At 42.0% G+C, this 20,080-nt stretch carries 22 protein-coding genes and 1 pseudogene; 10 read left to right on the forward strand and 13 right to left on the reverse strand.

Annotated features, from left to right (window positions below):
• The 6 genes from D3222_RS00005 to D3222_RS00035 all read left to right on the forward strand — a co-directional run.
• The coding region (locus D3222_RS00005) for a transposase (RefSeq protein ID WP_198672711.1) at nt 1–290 on the forward strand (290 nt) is incomplete at its 5' end.
• A 151-nt stretch (nt 291–441) separates the two neighbouring features.
• Nucleotides 442–1,122 carry a helix-turn-helix transcriptional regulator gene (locus D3222_RS00015; protein ID WP_118984270.1) on the forward strand — a complete coding sequence of 227 codons (681 nt, stop codon included), beginning with the start codon at nt 442–444 and terminating at the stop codon, nt 1,120–1,122.
• Nucleotides 1,123–1,151: 29 nt separating this feature from the next.
• Entirely contained in the window at nt 1,152–1,835 is a 684-nt protein-coding gene (locus tag D3222_RS00020; protein WP_118984271.1) for a helix-turn-helix transcriptional regulator, read from the forward strand.
• Between the two features lie 29 nt (nt 1,836–1,864).
• Entirely contained in the window at nt 1,865–2,545 is a 681-nt protein-coding gene (locus tag D3222_RS00025; protein WP_118984272.1) for a helix-turn-helix transcriptional regulator, read from the forward strand.
• A 30-nt stretch (nt 2,546–2,575) separates the two neighbouring features.
• Nucleotides 2,576–3,247, forward strand: coding sequence for a LuxR C-terminal-related transcriptional regulator (locus tag D3222_RS00030; protein ID WP_118984273.1), 672 nt, complete (start codon nt 2,576–2,578; stop codon nt 3,245–3,247).
• Nucleotides 3,248–3,394: 147 nt separating this feature from the next.
• Nucleotides 3,395–4,090, forward strand: coding sequence for a helix-turn-helix transcriptional regulator (locus tag D3222_RS00035; protein ID WP_118984274.1), 696 nt, complete (start codon nt 3,395–3,397; stop codon nt 4,088–4,090).
• Nucleotides 4,091–4,453: 363 nt separating this feature from the next.
• Here the strand turns inward: D3222_RS00035 and D3222_RS00045 are convergent, their stop codons facing one another.
• The 11 genes from D3222_RS00045 to D3222_RS24890 all read right to left on the reverse strand — a co-directional run bounded on the left by D3222_RS00045 (nt 4,454) and on the right by D3222_RS24890 (nt 15,134).
• Nucleotides 4,454–5,551: an aminotransferase class V-fold PLP-dependent enzyme gene (locus D3222_RS00045; RefSeq protein WP_118984500.1), complete on the reverse strand. Its 1,098-nt coding sequence runs from the start codon at nt 5,549–5,551 to the stop codon at nt 4,454–4,456.
• A gap of 60 nt (nt 5,552–5,611) precedes the next feature.
• Complete coding sequence (locus D3222_RS00050; RefSeq protein WP_118984276.1) at nt 5,612–6,967, reverse strand: YhfT family protein; 1,356 nt, start codon at nt 6,965–6,967, stop codon at nt 5,612–5,614.
• Nucleotides 6,968–6,977: 10 nt separating this feature from the next.
• Nucleotides 6,978–7,337, reverse strand: coding sequence for a DUF2620 domain-containing protein (locus tag D3222_RS00055; protein ID WP_118984277.1), 360 nt, complete (start codon nt 7,335–7,337; stop codon nt 6,978–6,980).
• A gap of 11 nt (nt 7,338–7,348) precedes the next feature.
• Nucleotides 7,349–8,239 (reverse strand): phosphotriesterase-related protein, encoded by an 891-nt coding sequence (locus D3222_RS00060; RefSeq protein ID WP_118984278.1) that lies wholly within the window; start codon nt 8,237–8,239, stop codon nt 7,349–7,351.
• Between the two features lie 43 nt (nt 8,240–8,282).
• Nucleotides 8,283–9,461 (reverse strand): YhfX family PLP-dependent enzyme, encoded by a 1,179-nt coding sequence (locus D3222_RS00065; protein ID WP_118984279.1) that lies wholly within the window; start codon nt 9,459–9,461, stop codon nt 8,283–8,285.
• 115 nt (nt 9,462–9,576) lie between these two features.
• Entirely contained in the window at nt 9,577–9,936 is a 360-nt protein-coding gene (locus tag D3222_RS00070) for a PRD domain-containing protein (RefSeq protein WP_118984280.1), read from the reverse strand.
• Between the two features lie 24 nt (nt 9,937–9,960).
• Entirely contained in the window at nt 9,961–10,866 is a 906-nt protein-coding gene (gene yhfZ, locus D3222_RS00075; RefSeq protein WP_118984281.1) for a GntR family transcriptional regulator YhfZ, read from the reverse strand.
• 152 nt (nt 10,867–11,018) lie between these two features.
• Entirely contained in the window at nt 11,019–12,686 is a 1,668-nt protein-coding gene (fruA, locus tag D3222_RS00080; protein WP_118984282.1) for a PTS fructose transporter subunit IIBC, read from the reverse strand.
• Nucleotides 12,687–12,758: 72 nt separating this feature from the next.
• Nucleotides 12,759–13,886, reverse strand: a complete 1,128-nt coding sequence (fruB, locus tag D3222_RS00085) for a fused PTS fructose transporter subunit IIA/HPr protein (RefSeq protein ID WP_118984283.1) — start codon at nt 13,884–13,886, stop codon at nt 12,759–12,761.
• Between the two features lie 368 nt (nt 13,887–14,254).
• Nucleotides 14,255–14,875: a tyrosine-type DNA invertase gene (locus D3222_RS00090; protein WP_118984284.1), complete on the reverse strand. Its 621-nt coding sequence runs from the start codon at nt 14,873–14,875 to the stop codon at nt 14,255–14,257.
• Nucleotides 14,876–14,975: 100 nt separating this feature from the next.
• Nucleotides 14,976–15,134, reverse strand: coding sequence for a hypothetical protein (locus D3222_RS24890; RefSeq protein ID WP_157975257.1), 159 nt, complete (start codon nt 15,132–15,134; stop codon nt 14,976–14,978).
• A gap of 712 nt (nt 15,135–15,846) precedes the next feature.
• On the opposite strand from D3222_RS24890, the pseudogene D3222_RS25755 reads away from it, so the two are divergent.
• From D3222_RS25755 to D3222_RS00115, 4 genes and pseudogenes are all read left to right on the forward strand, one after another.
• Nucleotides 15,847–15,957, forward strand: a pseudogene (locus D3222_RS25755) (MurR/RpiR family transcriptional regulator); the annotation flags it as partial.
• Nucleotides 15,958–16,431: 474 nt separating this feature from the next.
• A complete protein-coding gene (locus D3222_RS00105) occupies nt 16,432–16,749 on the forward strand; it encodes a hypothetical protein (protein WP_118984285.1) in 318 nt (105 codons plus the stop codon).
• A gap of 19 nt (nt 16,750–16,768) precedes the next feature.
• On the forward strand, nt 16,769–17,440 hold the full coding sequence (locus tag D3222_RS00110; RefSeq protein WP_118984286.1) for a helix-turn-helix transcriptional regulator: 672 nt from the start codon (nt 16,769–16,771) through the stop codon (nt 17,438–17,440).
• 55 nt (nt 17,441–17,495) lie between these two features.
• Nucleotides 17,496–18,191 carry a helix-turn-helix transcriptional regulator gene (locus D3222_RS00115; RefSeq protein WP_118984287.1) on the forward strand — a complete coding sequence of 232 codons (696 nt, stop codon included), beginning with the start codon at nt 17,496–17,498 and terminating at the stop codon, nt 18,189–18,191.
• 307 nt (nt 18,192–18,498) lie between these two features.
• Here the strand turns inward: D3222_RS00115 and D3222_RS00120 are convergent, their stop codons facing one another.
• Both D3222_RS00120 and D3222_RS00125 read right to left on the reverse strand, forming a co-directional pair.
• On the reverse strand, nt 18,499–19,755 hold the full coding sequence (locus tag D3222_RS00120; protein ID WP_118984288.1) for a PTS ascorbate transporter subunit IIC: 1,257 nt from the start codon (nt 19,753–19,755) through the stop codon (nt 18,499–18,501).
• A gap of 13 nt (nt 19,756–19,768) precedes the next feature.
• Nucleotides 19,769–20,056 carry a PTS sugar transporter subunit IIB gene (locus D3222_RS00125; RefSeq protein ID WP_118984289.1) on the reverse strand — a complete coding sequence of 96 codons (288 nt, stop codon included), beginning with the start codon at nt 20,054–20,056 and terminating at the stop codon, nt 19,769–19,771.
• Between the last annotated feature and the right edge of the window lie 24 nt (nt 20,057–20,080).

The raw sequence follows: 20,080 nt of genomic DNA on the forward strand, positions 1-20,080 counted from the left end.
GTGGATGGGGGGATGGGGCGGGTTACAACAAAGCTCATCTTGTGAAGGAGTGGGCTTATGTTAGCAATATTGAGTTACATTACCTTCCTCCATACAGCCCAAATTTAAACCCGATAGAGCGATTATGGAAGGTCATGAATGAACAGGTTCGAAATAACCGTTATTTCGCTGATAAGCATGAATTTCGAGACAAAGTCTTCAAATTTTTCACCACAACGTTACCTGATATAGCGGACTCGCTGACGTCTAGAATTAACGACCATTTTCAGGTGCTAAAAACTGCATCTTGAAGTTTCTTGGGTATAAAAGATTTCTGTAAAGAAAATAAACTTGATCTTTATATTCCGGCAAGATTCGTCACTATTGGTAGTTTAGAGTTAAATTGATTATAAGATTAAATATCAATAATCTAACTTTAAGACTAGAAAGAGGAATGATGACATGGACAATAAATTAATTATTTCACCTCAGGTTATTAACACAATGGAGCAAAGTAATGAACCTTGGGGGATAAAAGATAAAAATTCATGCTTTATTTATGTCAACCAGGCATGTAAGCGTCTTCAAAATATTTCATGCTCTTTTGACTATGAGGGAGTTTATGAGCATGAACTCCCCTGGGATGGGGCTGAATTTGCCAAAGAATACATCGCTCATGATCAAAAGGTGATGGAAAAAGAAGAAAGAGTATGTTTGCTTCTAACACATACTTTTGGAAAAGAACAAATTCTTTCGTCTTATTTTTTTGAAAAACACCCTCTTTATCATGAAGACGGAAGCTGTATGGGAACGATATATCATGGCTGGCAAGCTCAGGATTTCTCATTAACCCGGCTATTTCATGGAAAATTGCCAGCCAATATTATATTCCAGCCACCGACCGATCTCTTTACTCAACGGGAATGGGATGTTATTTTCCTAATGTTACACAAGTATACCAGTAAACAAATCGGCAGAATGTTAAATATTTCCTACCGTACGGTTGAAACCCATATCTCACGCATATATAAACGGATTGGTGTTCATTCTAGTTACCAATTGGAAGAGTATTGTCGCACCAATGATTATGATCTCTATGTGCCAAAAAGATTTGTACATCCAGAAAGTAGAATGTTCCCTTAACCATTGGATTAAAAGGAGTTGTTAATAATATGAATAAGAACTATGTAATCTCCCCTCAGGTTATTAACACAATGGAGCAGAGTAATGATCCTTGGGGAATAAAAGACAAGAATTCATGCTTTATTTACGGTAATTCAGCAACAAAACAATTCATTCATGACTTTAAAAAATCATTTGATTATGAAGGACTTTATGATGATGAACTCGACTGGGATGGAGCTGAATTTGCAAAAGAATTTATTGCTCATGATAAAAGTGTAATGGAAAGAGGAGGAAGAGTATGTTCTCTTGAAACACATCTGTTTGGCAAAGATAAATTCCTATCATCTTATTTTTGTGAAAAAACCCCTATTTACCATGATAACGGGGATTGTATAGGAACTATATATCATATGTGGCAAGCCCAGGATTTCTCATTCACCCGGTTATTTTATGGAAAACTACCGGCATCTATTATGTTCCAGCCACCGACCAATCTCTTTACTCAACGGGAATGGGATGTTATTTTCCTAATGTTACACAAGTATACCAATAAGCAAATCGGTAGAATGTTAAATATTTCCGACCGTACGGTTGAAAACCATATTTCACGCATATATAAACGGACTGGTGTTCACTCCGGTTATCAACTAGAAGAATATTGTCGCACCAATGATTATGATCTCTATGTGCCAAAAAGATTTGTACATCCAGAAAGCAAAATGTTTCTTTAGCCCTTAGATTAAAAAGGAGTCTCACTAATATGAACAAAAACTATATAATCTCCCCTCAGGTTATTAATACAATGGAGCAAAGTAATGAGCCCTGGGGAATAAAAGATAAAAGCTCATGCTTTATTTATGCTAATCAAGCATGTAATCGCGTTCAAAATATTTCACGTTCCTTTGACTATGAGGGTCTTTATGATTATGATCTTCCTTGGGATGGTGCCGAATTTGCTGAAGATTACATGGACAATGATAAGATAGTGATGGAAAAGGAAGAACGAATATGTTCACTTGTAACACATAAATTTTTTAAAGAACAAATTCTGTCATCCTACTTCTTTGAAAAATATCCTTTCTATCATGAAGACGGAAGCTGTATAGGAACGATATATCACGGTTGGCAAGTTCAGGATTTCTCATTCATCCGACTATTTCGTGGAAAACTGCCAGCCAATATTATGTTCCAACCACCAACTGATCTCTTTACTCAACGGGAATGGGATGTTATTTTCCTGATGTTACACAAATATACTAGTAAGCAAATCGGTAGAATGTTAAATATTTCCTATCGTACGGTTGAAACCCATATCTCGCGTATATATAAACGGATTGGTGTCCACTCTGGTTACCAATTAGAAGAGTATTGTCGCACCAATGATTATGATCTCTATGTACCAAAAAGATTTGTGCAACCTGGCAACAGAACATTTCTATAGCCCTTAGATTACAAAGGAGTTTTTACTAATATGAAGAAGAACTATGCAATATCGCCTCAAATTATTAATACAATGGCAATAAGCAATGAACCGTGGGGAATAAAGGATAGTTCTTCAAACTTTATCTACGGTAATTCAGCCACAAAGAAGTTTATTCATAATTTTAAAGAGTCATTTGATTATGAAGGACTTTATGATCATGAATTGCCCTGGGATGGCGCTGAGTTCGCCAAAGAATTTATTATCCACGATAAAAATGTCATGACTAAAGGCGAAAGAGTCTGTTCACTCGAAACCCATGTATTTGGGCAAGAGCAAACTTTGTCATCCTATTTCTGTGAAAAATTGCCTCTTTATCATAACAATGGTAATTGTATGGGAATTATGTACCATCTGTGGAAAGCCAAAGAGTATTCATTGACCTGCCTATATCAATATTATGATAAATTACCACCATCCATACTACTCCAACCACCCTCCGATCTTTTTACTCAGCGGGAGTGGGATATCATCTTTTTCTGCTTACAGAAACACCCCAGAAAACAAATTGAGAAAATATTGAATATCGTCTATCGTGAGGTTGAAGAACATATGACAAGGATATACCGTAAAATCGGGATTCACTCTAGTCAACAGTTGGAAGAGTATTGTCGAGCCAATAATTTTGATCACTATATCCCAGAAAGGTTTTTATTGTCTTAGATTACGTATTATTTCCCAGTTTCTACATACTACCTTTGTTAATTATTTATTGATAAAATATATAACTCTATGGAAATATGCTTTTCTTTCAATGAAAAATTTACATTCAATAATTTAAAAAAGCAATAATTATCTTAAAGGATATTTATGAATAAATCAGGATTAAAACAAGTCCCTTTTATTACCCCTCAATTAACACATATATGGGACAAAAGCCCTGATCCTTGGTTTGTAAAAGATAAGGAATCCCGTTTTATTTATGCAAATACCAATTTTATTAAAGTCATCAAGTTACCGGAAAGCTTCAATATTATAGGATATACCGTTGAAGAATTACCAATATCCGTTAATGGTTTTGCTCATCACTTTAAAGAACATGATCGCAGAGTCTTAGAAAGTATGCAGAAAGTATGCTCTGTCGGCACTTATCCTCAAGGTAATGGTCGACCACCTAAATCCTATTTTTGCGAAAAATATCCATTGATGAGTGAAGATAATCACTGTATCGGCATTATCTCTCACGCCAGAGAATTAGAGCACTTTACGGTTTATCATTATATTAAGGACAATATACCAACGTCAGCCTGCCTCAGACCACCTAATGATTTGCTAAATGAGAAAGAGTGGATGGTTATTTTTCTATTTTGCTGTGGCATGAATAATAATGATACGGCCACTGAAATGAATATTTCATTCCATACTGTGGAAAAACATTTTGAAAGTATCTATGAGAAATTATCTGTCAGTTCAGTGACAGAGTTACGATTACTTTGCAAAGAAAAAGGTTATGATCTCTATATTCCACCCAGGTATTTTCTATCCATAGGCCATTTTATATTATAGCTAATTGATTTTACTATTAACTACGACTTATTTATTGATTAATTTTGTTAATAATTAGGAATACAATTAATGATATCACCGACTTTTGCATTAATTCAGGATCGATAAGCCTTGATATCGATTTCCCCATACTCAGAAAATATTGCACACATTTTGGATGACAGACGATATATACCTAATAGATTTCGAGTTGCAGCGCGGCGGCAAGTGAATGAATTCCCCAGGAGCATAGATAACTATGTGACTGGGGTGAGTGAAAGCAGCCAACAAAGCAGCAGCTTGAAAGATGAAGGGTATATACCGCCCATTGTGGCGGATGTCACTGCATCCAGAATAATTTTCTGCTTGTTTCTTAGCCTTTCATTATCGTAAGGCGACGGCTTGTGCACAACTTTGACTCAGGAGCCTTATTACCGTCTCCGCACCGCTTCGATTGGGATTTATCCTTATCATCCGTCTCTCTAACGTGGGATCAGACTGACGGAATGTACCGGACAACCGGTAAAACAGTGGTGGAATGTCAAATTTCGATTCAGCACCCACCGGATATGGCAGTGCACCAAGCTTATGAGCAACATGAAGTACTTGTTCGGCAATCTCATCGTAAAACTCCACCAGCAATACTTTCGATTGCGCATTGGCGATAAACGCCTGTTTTACCTGAGGAATAGCTCCCTGATTAAGCTGAGACACTAATGTTTCACTCACCTGAGCCTGCACAGCATGCATCACTGGGGCAAATACCAATCCACGCAATACTTCCAATGCCTGAAATCCCTGTACCTGACTGCCACCGGAATACATACTACGCCGGATGCGCTCTATTGCCGCTTGTTGACCGACCACAACACCGACACCTTGCGGGCCAAACAGTTTGAAGCTAGAGAAGGCCGATAACGCAGCACCCCATTCACAACCGATACGTTCCACTTTCATGGCAGCATAGTTATCGTCAACCAGAACTGGTAGTGATGCGGCATTCAGCAGTGATATGACTTCTGCCAACTCATAAGCATCATCAATTTTCTGTCGTGTGTGTTGTACCAACGCCGCCACCGGCGAATGTTGCAAAATCGCAGTCCGTATTTGTTCGGATTGATTGAAATCAGCCCGCACCAGATGCAAACCCATCTGCTCAGCAATAATCGCTGTCGAGGGATATAACGGCGCATCATGAACTAGCAGGCTATCACCCGCATTAAGTAATGCCGCCAGCCCACAACGTATTGCCCCGGTTCCCGCCCCTTGCACTAACACAGCAGCCTCAGCAGAAAAGAAATCGGCAACGACCTGTTCAACGCGTTGCGTTATCTGTGGCCGGTTCAATCCCGGCACCAACCCTAAATCTCCGGTAGTGAGAAAATCCGCACCGGGAAAATGGCGGCAGATAATATCAACTAAACGAAACTGTTTGTGCTGCGCTTGCTCCATGCTCAGACTAGGTAATGGATAGGTGTTCAATATCTGCTCTCCCACATTTCCCCCTTATATTTTTAAAAATAAAGGGGGAAATTTATTCAATTAACTGATACCTACCAGATAGATGACGTTAGCTAGCACACCAACCACAATCGTTGCAATCGGCCCAATCGCCATTTCAACCAAAGGACGTTTAGCCGTACGGTTGAGTAGATAAATACCCGCCACCACCATAAATCCCATGCCCGGCAGAATGGCGTTGGCAGCCATCATTCCCCCCACCAATAAGGCAACTTCCAACATGCGGGTAATAACCGTACGAATATGCTCACCACAAGCTTTGACTCCGGGATATTTATCCAACCAGATAGCAATTCTCGCCAGCAGTTTGATTTCCATAAACATAATCAAACTACCGGCAATGAAGGCAATCCACAGATTATTCGTGATTAACCCGGCGACAAACACGAACTTCATGCCGACCGGACTATAAACCCCAGTAGCAATAGCGGTCATACCAACTAACGGCACAAAGCTGATCGCCCTGGCAAGCGCCACCAACATGGCATTAGCCCCTTCTCCCTGCGCCATCAGTTGCAGTGATACCGGACCTTCCGCCAGCAGACTGAGTGACATCGAAGCCGCTACCGCAGTCAAACCACCACTTAATACCAGCAACCAGATGTTGTTTTGAATACGCTGTATCCGCGTGGAGAATAGTCCAACCAGCATCTCATTCGCGCCTTTGGCCGGAGCAGATCCCTCGCCAGCTTTGGGAGCACGCTGTTTCATCGCAAAGTAAAACATCACAATCATCGAGATCAGCAGGGCTATCCCGTTAGGATCCAGTTGCACCGGTTTGCTCAGAGCCCCACCAAAACTCAATGCTCCTACCGCTTTCGTCGCGATATACCCCACCAATGTCGCAATCAGCACCCATATTCCTTTGCCATATCCGTATTGATAGGCCACAACAATCGCCGGAAACAGTGCAAAGCAGGCTACGATAGGATCGCCAACTTTACTCAGGTTGCCCATGAAATTAACCGGCAAATGGGCAAAGATATCGACCACGGATCGTAAACCGGTCATCAAGGCAACGGCATACAGCGCCCCCAAAACAGCAGAAAGTATGAAACCTTTTTTACTGTTTGCACACCAAGTACCAATGACATCGGTTCCCAATAATAAGCTATGCACCAGAATAATCGGGGCGGTCAACGAGAACGGAATACCAAAGCCAATAACCAGCCCAAAACTTAGGGCAAAACTGGTGGCAGCCAGGGTTTTACGATTCATACGCCCTTCCAGATGCTCCGGCATTAAAGGACGTAGCCCATCATGAAATACGGCAATACCACGGTTAGCCATCATGGCGGATATCCCACCAATCACCGCCAACAAACCCGCTTTAAACGGATCAATTTCCATTAAACGGCTGAAAAATTCATATTCCATTTTCCTGTCCTCATGAAGAAAAAATAGCCTTGATAATCACCGGAATAACCGCGTCTATATCCTGACCCGTAAAACCAAATGCGGTCTTCCCGGCGTTAACATGGGCAATAATTTCTTCATCAAGCAGGATCTTGCCTGGCATACTGATGGTGGCGCATTTGTTAATACCAACAATAGCAATTGCCATTGCCAAAGCGCCTCCACCGGTATTACAGGCTCCCAAATAGTAATCCGCATGACCACTCTTAAGCGCCATAGCGGCATCTATATCGCCCATCACGGTAATGGATGAGGTTTTATCCCCGGCCAGACGGCGTAAAGTTTCAGCAATTTTTTCTTTCTCAATTTGTCCTCCAATAACAAATCTCATATGTTTTTCCTTTATTTGAAAAATAGCGTTGGGTTATCACGTAACATCAAATCAATATCGGTTTGCGTTAATCCCGCCCGGTTTAGCATCGGCACAAAGGTGGTGATTAAATAGGCAAAACCATTGCCACCATTGGCTTTTAAGTGAGAACGACGGGTAATATCCATCGATAACATGACGCGGTTAAGTAAGCCACGTTGGGCCAGGGTCTGTAACATAGCGATCCGCTTTTCATCCGGGTAGTAATCTCTTTTGCCAATCGTGTCGAACTGGATGTAGGCCCCCTGTTCAATGATGCGCAAGATGTTGTCTAGATTATCTTTAAGATCACAGTGACCAATAACTACCCGTTCAGCATCTACACCGTGCTTTTTCAGTAACGCCAGTTGTTCAAGACCCATCGTGCTTAATGTCGTATGGGTCGAAACAGGACGCCCGGTTTCCAGATGGGCTATAGCCGCAGCATAAAATACTTTCTCTTCATCAGGCGTAATCACCCCCTTGCTGGAACCAATTTCCCCAATCACTCCGGCTTTCAGCGTCGTACCGTCAATACCCTGCTCAATCTCAGCAATCATTTCATCCGCCAGTTGTCGAGCCGTAGTATGTGCTACATGTTCAGGAAAAAAGGCAGATTGGTAATAGCCAGTTGAAACTATTACATTAATGCCGGAGTCCCGCATCAAATCCAGTATAAACCGTGGGTTACGTCCCATGTAACGATTGGTCATTTCCACAATATTGTGTACACCCAAGCTGACCAGTGTTTTCATCTCTTCACAAATCAGGTCGTACTGATCCAGCCGGCAGTCAATGCTGTTTTTAAATGACGATAAATCGAGATGCAGGTGCTCATGTGCATAGGTATAGCCGGATGCGTCAATTCTGTTTTGCTGAGTCATGAGTAAGACGGTCCGAAGACGAACAGAGTGGAGATGCATCTAGTCATAGGCTATTTTCTCCATTAATCGGGATGGGGTTTCCCTGGCTGTCATAAAGCCCCTCCAAGACCGGATGCCCTGACTGGATACCGCTAACCAATGCCACATCACTGCGAGTAGCAAATATCTGGGTGCGAAAGCACAATACGACAGCACAGCCGACCGGAAATTCACCACTCAGAGGAAAATGGTAATCAATACTGGTGTCATCCATCGGTAACAGGTGAGTGGTGGTGATCTGGCCGTTTGGCAGGAATATCAGCGCGTTATGCGCCCGTCCACGACGGTAATAACCGCCCCCATAGCAGTAACTGTTACCGTTAAATCGGTGGGATATTTCCGTCAGATAGAGCATAGCAATACGTTCTGGCTGCTCTCCCCGAAAATTGGCAAGGATTGTTCCTGTTAGCGCATGTCCAGGCTCGGTATGGGTAACACCATACTTTGCCAGTAACGGCAGTGTGCTACAGCTTGACGCCGACGGCGCATTTATCTGCGTCACCTCAACCCCAGTTTGGCGTAAAATGTCTTTTGCTTTTAGTAAAGTCAATAAGTTTGGCGCCGGCAGTGTCTGCTGCTGATCCTCTTGCCACAGCAAGCAAGGAAAATGTGTCAACCCCGTCAGTTTTACACCGGGCATTGCCATAATGCGCTGAACGATAGTGTGCAATTCCGACAAGTGAAAACCCGCTTCCTGACCTGGATATAAATGATCATGATCATCATAGATTTTCAGCATAATACGTTGCACATTTCCCTCACGCTGCGCCAGACTGGAAATTTCCTCCGCTTTTTCTAAAGAAAATACTGTGATCACTTCCGGATGTTGCTGCATCACCGAGGAGACCATACTTCGAGGGATCTGTACCAGATGGCCTGCATGAGTTACCGGGATCTTGCCATTCATCAAGACTCTGGCTTCTTTAAAATCCACCACGGTGACACCCTGATAACCCAGTTCTATCAGTTTACGTGCCAACCAAGAGTTACGCCCAACCTGTTTGGTCATCAGATAGAGCGCAATACCATGATGCTCCGCTACCGCAAGCAATCGTCTGGCATTTTCTAAAACCTGATCAACGTCGATAACATAAGTATCAGGCAGTAAAACCCCTCGTGCCCACAACATCTGGGCTGCCTCAATCAGTGCCGGATTTTGTTTGTTCAGCGCATGCATAAACATGCTGTACCTCCTGTACTCCTTCGGCGATCAATGCCATTGCAATAAGCTAGATGTTAAATCATCATTTTTTTGAATATTTGATGGAAAAAAAATTCCCTTCATCTCTGTTGTTGTGCTACCACTGCCCCTTTGCCGCCCAAAGGCTAAACAAGTTTGCTAGCAGATAACCCTCCTCACAGGGATGTAATTGCACGTCAAAATGTGCCAACAGCGAAGCGTTTATCGCTTGCAAATGAGAAAAGACACCCGATTGACGTACTTCCATCAGCAGCTCAACATCCATTGAACCGATTTGTTCTCCCCGGCGTGAGCGCATCAACGCATTAGCCATATGTGTTATTACTATTTCCCCTAGCGCATTCTTGACAGGAATTTCCCAATTATTTTCAAGCTGCGCCACAACTTGTAACATGCCATCACAGATATCCTGATCAATGACATTTCCCTGACAGAGCAGATTCAGTCGATTTTCCATTTCGTTAACTCCATCCATGCCAAATTAATAACTTGGGTCCTGCTGGCCTGCCAGTACACGTTGTTGATGAGCCAACAACTCTGTTTTATTCACCATAGTACGTAAAAGTTGTTGAATCAGAATGTCATCAGCTCTGGTTAAAACTACCGCTTCAGAGGCTTGGATAAAACATGCACTTCCACGGAGCGGTACTGCAATAAGCTCCCTGGAACTGAGTTCAACTTCTCTGCTAACGTTCCAAATCACTGCATCAATGTCACCTTTCGCTACCTTATACAGGCTCTCGTGGTAAGAAATATCCACCAACGTGATATCCTGCCCGGCAAAGTACACTTCAGTCATGATTTTCTGGTCGGCGGAACGATGATCCAACCCAACACGACGGATATTATGTTCACCTCCTTTACGATAAATCAGTTGGTGTGCGCCAACATAGGTATGTGGCCCCAATTCAAGTACAGTACAAACATCACCTTGTTCCAGATAAGTTTGCGCCGCCAAATGTGATACCACTGCCAAGTCATAAATACCATTACGCAAGCATTCCACCCTAGCATCTGAACCTCTCATGTGGGCGAAGTAAAATGGAATGCCCTCAAATTGCGCTTTCAGACCGCTCGCCAGCCCCTCATACAACCGGGTATAAGGCAGCGGCATTGCACAAACCACGTTACTAATATCAGCATGGGCTAACAGTGCCTTGTGATCCATACCGACCAAATAGCTGCCATTGCGCCCCCGCCGTTCCACATAAACCGCGCCAGAACTCTCCAGTTTTTTTAATGCAAACTGAACCAGACCAACAGACAACCCATAGTCAGATGACAGCTCTTCAATCGTTTTCAACCGATTACCACAGCGCTCACCTAGCAGATAACGTGCCAGACACGCCTGAGCAACCCCCTCTTTTTTAAGCAGCCCATGACTCATAATAATTCTTCATTTTTTTGAATGTATTTATATCCAATTTAAGCAGGCAAATAACAATCGGAAAATAGCAAAAATGCGAATGAGGTCACGAATAAATAGGTAATTTTCTGCAATTTCAATAATTTTAGTTTGATAACCAATAATTTCTGTTTTTATGTTTTAGTCGTGGTCGTTTCTGGACGCTTAAGCAGTGCATAGATCAATCCCGCCAACAAGGTACCGGCAATAATCGACATCAAATAACCCAGTATTGGTGTGATAGCACCTGGAATCAACAGCACAAACAGGCCACCGTGCGGTGCCATCAACTGAGCACTCACTGCCATGGAGATCGCTCCAGTCACCGCGCCACCAACGATACAACATGGGAGCACACGCATCGGATCGCGGACAGCAAAGGGAATCGCGCCTTCGGAAATAAAACATAAACCCAACACCAATGCGGCTTTACCACTTTCCCGCTGAACGTTATCGAACTTCTGCCGGGCAATCAGTGTCGCCACTCCCATAGCCAGCGGAGGAACCATCCCCGCTGCCATAATGGCAGCCATTGGCGCATAAGTTTGCGAACTCAGCAAGCCGACACCAAACGCATAGGCAGCTTTGTTTATCGCTCCTCCCATATCAGCACACATCATCCCACCCAAAATGGCTCCTAGCAGGAGTGCGTTGGTTGTCCCCATGTGAGAAAGCCAATACGTTAGCCCCGCCATGATACCGGCGACGGGTTTACCAATAACGTAAATCATAATCAGGCCAGTGATCAGGCTAGCAAATAGCGGAATGATCAAGATCGGTTTCAACGCTGCCATACTCTGCGGCAATTTCACTTTGGTATTAAGCAACTTCGCTACGTAACCGGCGAGAAAACCCGCAATAATTCCACCAATAAATCCCGCGTTCGTGCTAGTTGCCAACATGCCGCCAATTAAACCGGGCGTCAGACCGGGACGATCAGCGATCGAAAAAGCAATGTAACCCGCCAATACAGGGACCATCAGAGCAAAAGCCGAGCCACCACCGATTTGCATTAACGCCGCCGCCAATGTACCCGATTCTTTAAATGCGGTGATGCCAAAAGCAAATGACAATGCAATGCACAGGCCACCCGCCACCACCATCGGTAACATATAAGAGACGCCCGTCAACAAGTGACGATAGAGACCTGCATTATCTTCCCTCTGGTCAGTTTTAACATTTTGCCCTTCCGGCTCGAAAAGCTTGGCTTCGGCTAACGCTCTATCAAATTCTTGCGCTGTTTTCTTCAACGCCAGCCCGGTGGAAGTACGGTACATAGGTTTTCCGGCAAATTTCGCCAGATCTACCTCAATATCTGCAACGACTAGCACCAGATCCGCTTTTTCCACCTCTTCCTGCGTAATAACATTGCCCGCACCTACTGAGCCTCGCGTTTCCACCTTTACCCACCAGCCGCGCTTTTTGGCTTCGGTTTCGATGGCCTCGGCGGCCATAAAGGTGTGTGCTACCCCTGTAGGACAAGCAGTAACCGCGATAATCCGTTTTGTATCACAACTGATGTCAGTAGCCGGTAACTGGTACGGCTGTGCATCGATTTTTGCCTGCTGAAAGAAACTCTCTGGCGCATGCAACGCCTGTTCTGTGTCGCCGAGATAAACGAGCTTACCGTTCAATGTGTTATCGGTGGGGATGCGACCGCCGGTCACCACCACCAAATCGGCCTCTGCTGGATCTTCTGTTAGTATCAGTCTGTTTTCCGCCGCCGCGGCACTAAGGATAGTTTTCACCAGATAACTTCCGGCAAGTCCGAGTGAAGGATCAACGATAAGCAGCATTTTCATCATACTTCTCCTGCTGTTAGCTAAAAGGGTTGTGGATCGACGTGCACCATTATCACGGCGAATTAGGGATTGCTACTCACGCGGCCCCTCCCCCAAACCAGAAGTAATCGCTTCACCAATGGCCGCTATCGCCTGCCGCGCATCATCACCATTGGCGGTAACGTGAAGCCGATGGCCTTTTTTAGCGCCCAATGCCATGATTTTCATCAGACTACGACCGCTGATCGGTTGACCGGTACCATCAAGATTAATGATGGTAATGCCACTGGAAAATTGCCGGATAACATTAACCAACACAGCACCAGGGCGAGTATGTAAGCCATGTTCGTTACACAGGACAAATTCCCCGCTGGATATTGTGCTCTGCGCCAGTACGCCACTGGTCAGTAATGCCAGCACTGTCGGCGCATCAGCTTTCAGCAAACATTCCGCTTTTTGTGCTAATAACAAGTTACTTAGGTGATGCAACACATTTAGCGGCTGGTCGTCGGCAACCGCAACAGTCAGCAACATCACCACCGGCTCGTTATCCCGCGTGAATAATCGGCTCACTGCCACAGCGCTAGTTAAGTTACCGTCGGGACTATCACTGAGCCAAATGCCCTGCCCAAGATCCAGTGGTTTACTGTTAATCACTTTGCTAACAAAGGCCGTATCCACTGCCCCCGCTTGCTGTAACCGCCCGGCATTCAATGCCTGTAGTGTCATCAGATCGCGGGCATTAACATCTAGCGTAATCAGGCTGGTATCGAATTTAAATTCAACCTGCTGAACTTCTCCCATTAGCAAGCTATGCAGTGACTGTGCTGACTCAATAGTTTTTAGCTGTTCGGCGATACGATCATCACTCAGTAGGTGTGTTAACTGACGCAGTAGTGCCAAATGCTCATCGGAACGCGCGGCAATACCAATAACCACATAACACATCGCTCCCTGATCCCATTCAACACCCTGTGAGAAATGAAATACCTGTACATCGGTTTTCAGTACCCGATCACGGGTATCTAGCGTGCCATGAGGCATGGCAATACCGTTGCCAAGGTAGGTGGAAATTTGCTTTTCACGTTGCAGCATGCCGTCAACATAAGTATCACTGACATTACCACTCGCGGCTAGCATGGCCGCTACCTGGCGAATGGCATCCTCTTTACTGGTCGCAATTGCACCAGTATGGATATTTTGCAGAGCCAACTGGAACATCATTTTCTCCCTATTACCGAAAATAGAATCGTTCCAGTTTACGCAGAGAAAAAAGCATTAGGTCCAATAAAAAGAAAAGAGATAAAAAACTGAAACGTTTCAACGAGTGTGGGATATGACTAATTTTTATTCAATACTTATGTGAAATAAAATCGCAATTTTTTGAGATTACTCACATTTTCCCTGCCATCGTCTTTTGCCTACCTCCGGTTTAAGGGATTTGGTAAACCAATAACTCGCTTGCCATTCACCAACCTCTACAGTACTAAGACAATGGTAAGAAACTATCCGTATGAAAATATTAAAAGTCACACTGTTTAAGATAGTTTTTATATATGCGCCTTAACAGGCGCATACATCAGAATCGCTTATTCAATTGAACAAGCATTTTCCTTTGGGACATAATCAAAGTGTAATTCTCGATCCCGGTTCCTTTTTACACCCCAAACACCGTGGAAACGCTCTGCATTACTGGCAGTATACCGCACAGTATGGCGAATATTGCTGTGCCCAAGATAATCTTGTATTAACCGAGTATCTATCCCTCTATCCGCAAGGGCAAAACCGCAAGCATGGCGCAACATATGTGGATGCGAATCCACGGCAATATTAGCCAATCGCCCTAATTGACTAACAAGTTGATAAATGCGCTGGCGTGTCAGCGGTCTCCCAGTACGTGACAGAAACAACCAATCACTTTCTGCCCCTTTAAAGGTTTTACGGACTTTAAGCCACTCCCTGATCGCCTGGATTTCATAACCCAAAAGAGGGTGATTAGTACAAAATCCACCTTTTAAACGCCGGATGTACAAACTTCCATCATCCAAATCCAGATCAGATAACCGTAAATACCTGGCTTCACTAACACGTAAGCCATGAACAAAACTCATATATACCAGACAATAGTCGCGCTCCCCATTGGAGCTCTTTTTCGCCATTTCCAGCATTCTTTCCACTTCGTATTGCGTTAGATGTCTTCGTTGACCCATTATGGTCTATCCCAAATATTCTTTATTTCAACGCATGTAACACACTGCGTTATCTGTAACTGATTAAGACCCGGAACCAACCCTAAATCCCCCATAGTAATTAAACCTGCGCCGGAATAGCGGCAGATGACTGTATAAACTTCTGTTTCTGTACTTGATCTATGCTCAAGCCGCGTAATGGATAGATATTCAATGTCTGTTCTCCGGTAATCCCCCCTATTCTTACCATCACAAGGTCAAAAGAAAAATAGTGATTCAATTAACCGCCCCCCGCCAAACAAGGCTTTTTGGCTAGAATTACCAACAAAAATCGCTGCGATAGGCCCAATAACCATTTTAACAAAAGGGCATGTCAATCAGATTGATTTCTGGTTCAAATCACTAAGGAAGGATGTTGATGCAGCAATGTTTGCCAGCTTCCGATAAACATTTAATCTCTCTATCTTTGCCAGAGAGACCGGCAGGCAGCAAATTTAACAAACTGGTAACACGAGTAGACGATCCTTTATGCAGAATGATCCGGTATATCAGCTAGATATAATATTCAGCTTTCCAAGCCATTACTAGATTTTATCCATGCCGTCATCAATGATGCCTGTTATAAATTTTTTAAACCTCAATATTATGACTCATTATTGCCCTCCTCCGCCAATCATTTGAAACAAAATTGGTTTGCGAGTGTATTCACATGTTTAAAAGTTACATGCTGCCTTTCCCATTATTTGTTATTTAAAACAATCGGATAAGTGTTATTTTACCTTCCTGTGCTGCTATTCTTAATCTGTATCTTTAGTTTTATGTAGTCAAATAATATCCATCGCAAGGAACAGAAATTTAATGAAAAGAATCATCCTCCCCCACCTTCACACTTCGTGACTCAGGAGGGGGATTCCCGTTAGTGGGTAACTGCTGATCGCTCAGTGTCTGGTTCCTGCTTCAAAGGACGGCCTGAATGCACCCTTCCTTCACAGGCAAATACGGCTGATGTGCACTTTGCACTGTATGACGAGGCAATTTATTTCGATGCGAAAATCAACGAAATAACTTCATTCGAGTCTAATCTGATCATGCTCATCGATTGACTATTATTACAGGCAACGTCTTAATTCATTGAGCACAAACCATACAATATGATTTCGACAGCCAAGGAAAATAAAAACACAGGAAGAGATGTTAAGTATTAAATCAAACCTACATAGAACTATCTAAATAATTTTAGCATTAAACAATATTAATGTTTATACCCTTCATCTTTCAAGCTGCTGCTTTGTTGGCTGCTTTCACTCACCCCAGTCACATCGTTATCTATGCTCCTGGGGATTCATTCACTTGCCGCCTCGCTGCAACTCGAAATCTATTAGGTATAGATTTTCTCACATAGAGGTATTTTTACATAGAATAATAAATTATTCAATTAACAGATACAGGTAAAAATCGATAAATTCTATTTTTCTACAAATTAATTATTGCAATTTGTTATATAATCAGGTTATTTTAAATAAAATAAGTAGAAAAACTCTTCAGATAATGATTTAAATACTCATTAAGGAGTTGTCATGTTAAATATAACAAATAAACAGAATAATATCACTCCGCAATTAGTTTACATGTGGAAAAAAAGCCATGATCTTTGGAGAGCTAAATATTGCCAGCCAAAATTTACCTATGCCAATCCGATTTTTTGCCAACAACTCAACTTATCTGAAAGTTCTGATATTACCAAATTTTCAGCAAATGAATTACCCTCACCTATTGCAGAATATGAGGATTCACGGCATCGTATTGGTACTCTCTTTCATGCAAATAAAGCAAACGATTTTGCTCTCGACACACCAGAAAAATTTTTACAACAAGAAAGCATTATGTTCTCCTAAATCAAAATATTACATAAATATGACTAGAAAAAATTCGACTACTTCACTACAAATAATCAATACCTTGGAAGTCAGCAATGAACCGTGGGGAATAAAAGATAAGTCTTCCTGTTTCCTCTATGGTAATAATGCATTAATTAAACTCCAAAATATAAATGCCAACTATGATTATGAAGGTAAATATGACAGTGATATTCCCTGGAGTGGCAATAAATCTGCCAAAGATTTTATTACACATGATTTGCAGGTAATAAAAAATAGAGAAAGTATTTTATCATTAGAGACGCATGTATTTGGGCGAGATAAAGTTTTATCATCTTATTTCCAAGAAAAATTTCCACTCTATGATGATCAAGGTGAATGCATCGGTATTCTTTTCCATTCCTGGAAAGTTCAGAATAATTCACTGACTCGGCTATTTCACAGTAAACTATCTGCTTCTATTATGTTTCAATCGCCAACTCATCTTCTTACTGAACAGGAATGGGAAATTGTCTTTCTTTTTCTGCAAAAATATAGTAAGTCACAAATCTGTCAATTACTCAAAATTTCAGATAAAACCATAGAGGAATATATAAGAAAGATTTATAATAAATTGAAAGTTAACTCAGACGCACAACTGGAGGAATATTGCCAACTAAATAGTTTTGATCTCTATGCACCAAAAAGGTTCTTATTGTCTTACTTATAAATATCGTCTATTTATTCAAATTTTTTATAAGGTAATAATGTTATAAAGGTCAAATATGAGTCAATCAGGATGTAAAAAAGTCCCTTTTATTACTCCTCAATTAACTAATATGTGGGATAAAAGCTCAGAACCGTGGTTTGTAAAAGATAAGGAGTTCCGCTTTATTTATGCAAATAAAATGTTTATTAAAGCTAATAAGCTACCTGAAGATTTTGATATTATTGGGTATACCGATAAAGAATTACCTTCGCCAGTTAATCAATTTTCTTATCTTTTTGAGGAACATGATCATAAGGTGTTACAGGGTATGCAACGAATATCATCTCTTAGCACTTACCCTCAAGAAAAAAATGAACAAGCTACATCCTATTTCTGTGATAAATATCCGTTAATAGACGAAAATAAACAGTGTATTGGCATAATTGCTCACGCAAGAGAAATACATAATTTTACGGTATCTCATTATATGGAGAACAATATTCCTATATCAATTCGATTTCAACAACCTAACAATATATTAAAAGAGAAAGAATGGATAATCATTTTTTTATTCTGCCGTGGCGTTAATAATAGATATATAGCTGACGAAATGAAAATTTCATATCGCACTGTGGAGAAATATTTCGAAAGTATCTATGAGAAACTATCAGTTAACTCAGCAATTGAGTTAAGAACACTTTGCAAAGAGAATAGTTATGATCTTTATATTCCCTCCCAATACTTTCAATCTATAGGCCATATTTTGCTATAAATAATCGATTTCATGATTACATATTTCTCTCTGACCTGTTTAATTAACCTGAATTTTGCTTAAATTCCCCCTAACTGATATATGGATAACAATTTTATAAATAAAAATAAAGGGCTAAAAACATGACTAAATAATCATTTTTTTGAAAATTTACTTTTCTATTTCTGTTGAAGACTTTATATAAAAACGATGAAACCAAGAGATTCCCATGAGCACTGATTGATGCCTTAAGGTTTACATCAACATTTTGGCAAGAGACAGGGTGTTTATAACCCTGTTTCAATGCCAAGATCCAGATACTCCACAATCAACGAACAATAATACCTAACAGAATGCCCAATGCGCCAAAGTCAGCATCACTGAATGTCGTGTTGGCAATACCGATATCCCCCAAAACGGGTAACAGAAATACGGGTAAGAAGGTGATCAGAAAGCCCTGAGCAAAAGCCCCGAGAATAGCGCCTCTACGCCCCCCTGTCGCATTACCAAAAACCCCGGCCGCCGCACCAACAAAAAAGTGCGGCACAACGCCGGGAATAATGACCGTCATACCTAATGCATACAGTACAAACATACCGATAACACCAGCCACAAAACTGCTCAAGAACCCTACCAATACGGCATTAGGAGCGTAAGGGAAGACAACCGGGCAATCTAACGCAGGTTTAGCATTGGGTACCAGTTTGTCAGAAATTCCTTTAAACGCGGGAACGATTTCTGCAATTACCATTCTCACACCTTGCAGAATAATGTATACACCCGCGGCAAAGGTAATAGATTGCATTAGCGAGAACATAAATCCATTTTTCCCACCACTGACTTCTCTCACAAAATCACCGCCAGCGAATAAGCAACTGATCATGAAAATAATCGCCATCGTAAAAGAGATGGCAACCGGTGTATCACGCAGAAACAGCAAGCTTTTCGGAACATTCATCTCTTCGGTTGAGTGGGCCTTATTTCCTAGTTTGCTGCCAATAAAACCAGATAGAACATAGGAGAGCGAGGAAAAATGCCCAATGGCAACGTCGTCAGAACCTGTTACTTTCTTCATATATGGATGAGCAATCGCCGGGAAGAAAACCATAGCAACGCCAACAACCACAGAACCAATAGCCACTAGCATCGAGCCTTTGATCCCTGCTGTTGCCAGAATCACCGCGACCATCATGGACATAAATAATGTGTGATGCCCAGTCAGAAAGATAAATTTCCACGGGGTAAAACGTGCAATCAAGATATTGATCACCATAGCAAAGAACATGATCATTGCCATTTCTTTACCAAAACTCTTTTGCGCAATGGAAACAATTGCTTCGTTGTTTGGTACGACTCCCTGAATACCAAAGGCGTGTTGGAAAATTTCAGCAAACCCTCCCAGTGAAGAAACGATTAATCCAGCACCGGCACCCAAGATCACAAAACCCATAATGGTTTTTATGGTACCTTTGATACATTCAGTCACCGGTTTCCTTTGCATGATCAAACCAACAAGCGCGATAAACCCAACCAAAATCGCAGGTTCTGACAGGACATCATTCATCAGAAAATGAAAAAATTCCATGGCGACCTCCCGGTTACAGTGCACCAAGTTCAACTAATGCCACGGACAGACGTACTTTCATTGCCGATTTATCCACCATATTGTCCAGCGAAACAATTTTGCCATCGACTGCCTGAGCAACCAGTTGTTCTGCAATATCTTTAGTACCGACAAAAATGTCGCTTTGAGTGGCTTTTGCCGACCCCAGATCAACGTGATCAACACTGGCATCTACTCCCATCTCTTTCAGAATATTTTTGATGCTCATTTCCATCATCAAGCTGGTACCTAACCCATGTCCGCAAACAACAGTGATTTTCATACAGTTTCCCCATGGCAAAAAATA

The organism is Photorhabdus sp. CRCIA-P01, from assembly GCF_003545805.1.
Lineage (GTDB): Bacteria > Pseudomonadota > Gammaproteobacteria > Enterobacterales > Enterobacteriaceae > Photorhabdus > Photorhabdus antumapuensis.

Bases quoted from the DNA above. Each gene is read 5' to 3' on its own strand.
- D3222_RS00015 (WP_118984270.1), top strand. From the start codon at position 442: ATGGACAATAAATTAATTATTTCACCTCAGGTTATTAACACAATGGAG.
- D3222_RS00020 (WP_118984271.1), top strand. From the start codon at position 1,152: ATGAATAAGAACTATGTAATCTCCCCTCAGGTTATTAACACAATGGAG.
- D3222_RS00025 (WP_118984272.1), top strand. From the start codon at position 1,865: ATGAACAAAAACTATATAATCTCCCCTCAGGTTATTAATACAATGGAG.
- D3222_RS00030 (WP_118984273.1), top strand. From the start codon at position 2,576: ATGAAGAAGAACTATGCAATATCGCCTCAAATTATTAATACAATGGCA.
- D3222_RS00035 (WP_118984274.1), top strand. From the start codon at position 3,395: ATGAATAAATCAGGATTAAAACAAGTCCCTTTTATTACCCCTCAATTA.
- D3222_RS00050 (WP_118984276.1), bottom strand. From the start codon at position 6,967: ATGGAATATGAATTTTTCAGCCGTTTAATGGAAATTGATCCGTTTAAA.
- D3222_RS00055 (WP_118984277.1), bottom strand. From the start codon at position 7,337: ATGAGATTTGTTATTGGAGGACAAATTGAGAAAGAAAAAATTGCTGAA.
- D3222_RS00060 (WP_118984278.1), bottom strand. From the start codon at position 8,239: ATGACTCAGCAAAACAGAATTGACGCATCCGGCTATACCTATGCACAT.
- D3222_RS00065 (WP_118984279.1), bottom strand. From the start codon at position 9,461: ATGTTTATGCATGCGCTGAACAAACAAAATCCGGCACTGATTGAGGCA.
- D3222_RS00070 (WP_118984280.1), bottom strand. From the start codon at position 9,936: ATGGAAAATCGACTGAATCTGCTCTGTCAGGGAAATGTCATTGATCAG.
- yhfZ (WP_118984281.1), bottom strand. From the start codon at position 10,866: ATGAGTCATGGGCTGCTTAAAAAAGAGGGGGTTGCTCAGGCGTGTCTG.
- fruA (WP_118984282.1), bottom strand. From the start codon at position 12,686: ATGAAAATGCTGCTTATCGTTGATCCTTCACTCGGACTTGCCGGAAGT.
- fruB (WP_118984283.1), bottom strand. From the start codon at position 13,886: ATGTTCCAGTTGGCTCTGCAAAATATCCATACTGGTGCAATTGCGACC.
- D3222_RS00090 (WP_118984284.1), bottom strand. From the start codon at position 14,875: ATGGGTCAACGAAGACATCTAACGCAATACGAAGTGGAAAGAATGCTG.
- D3222_RS00105 (WP_118984285.1), top strand. From the start codon at position 16,432: ATGTTAAATATAACAAATAAACAGAATAATATCACTCCGCAATTAGTT.
- D3222_RS00110 (WP_118984286.1), top strand. From the start codon at position 16,769: ATGACTAGAAAAAATTCGACTACTTCACTACAAATAATCAATACCTTG.
- D3222_RS00115 (WP_118984287.1), top strand. From the start codon at position 17,496: ATGAGTCAATCAGGATGTAAAAAAGTCCCTTTTATTACTCCTCAATTA.
- D3222_RS00120 (WP_118984288.1), bottom strand. From the start codon at position 19,755: ATGGAATTTTTTCATTTTCTGATGAATGATGTCCTGTCAGAACCTGCG.
- D3222_RS00125 (WP_118984289.1), bottom strand. From the start codon at position 20,056: ATGAAAATCACTGTTGTTTGCGGACATGGGTTAGGTACCAGCTTGATG.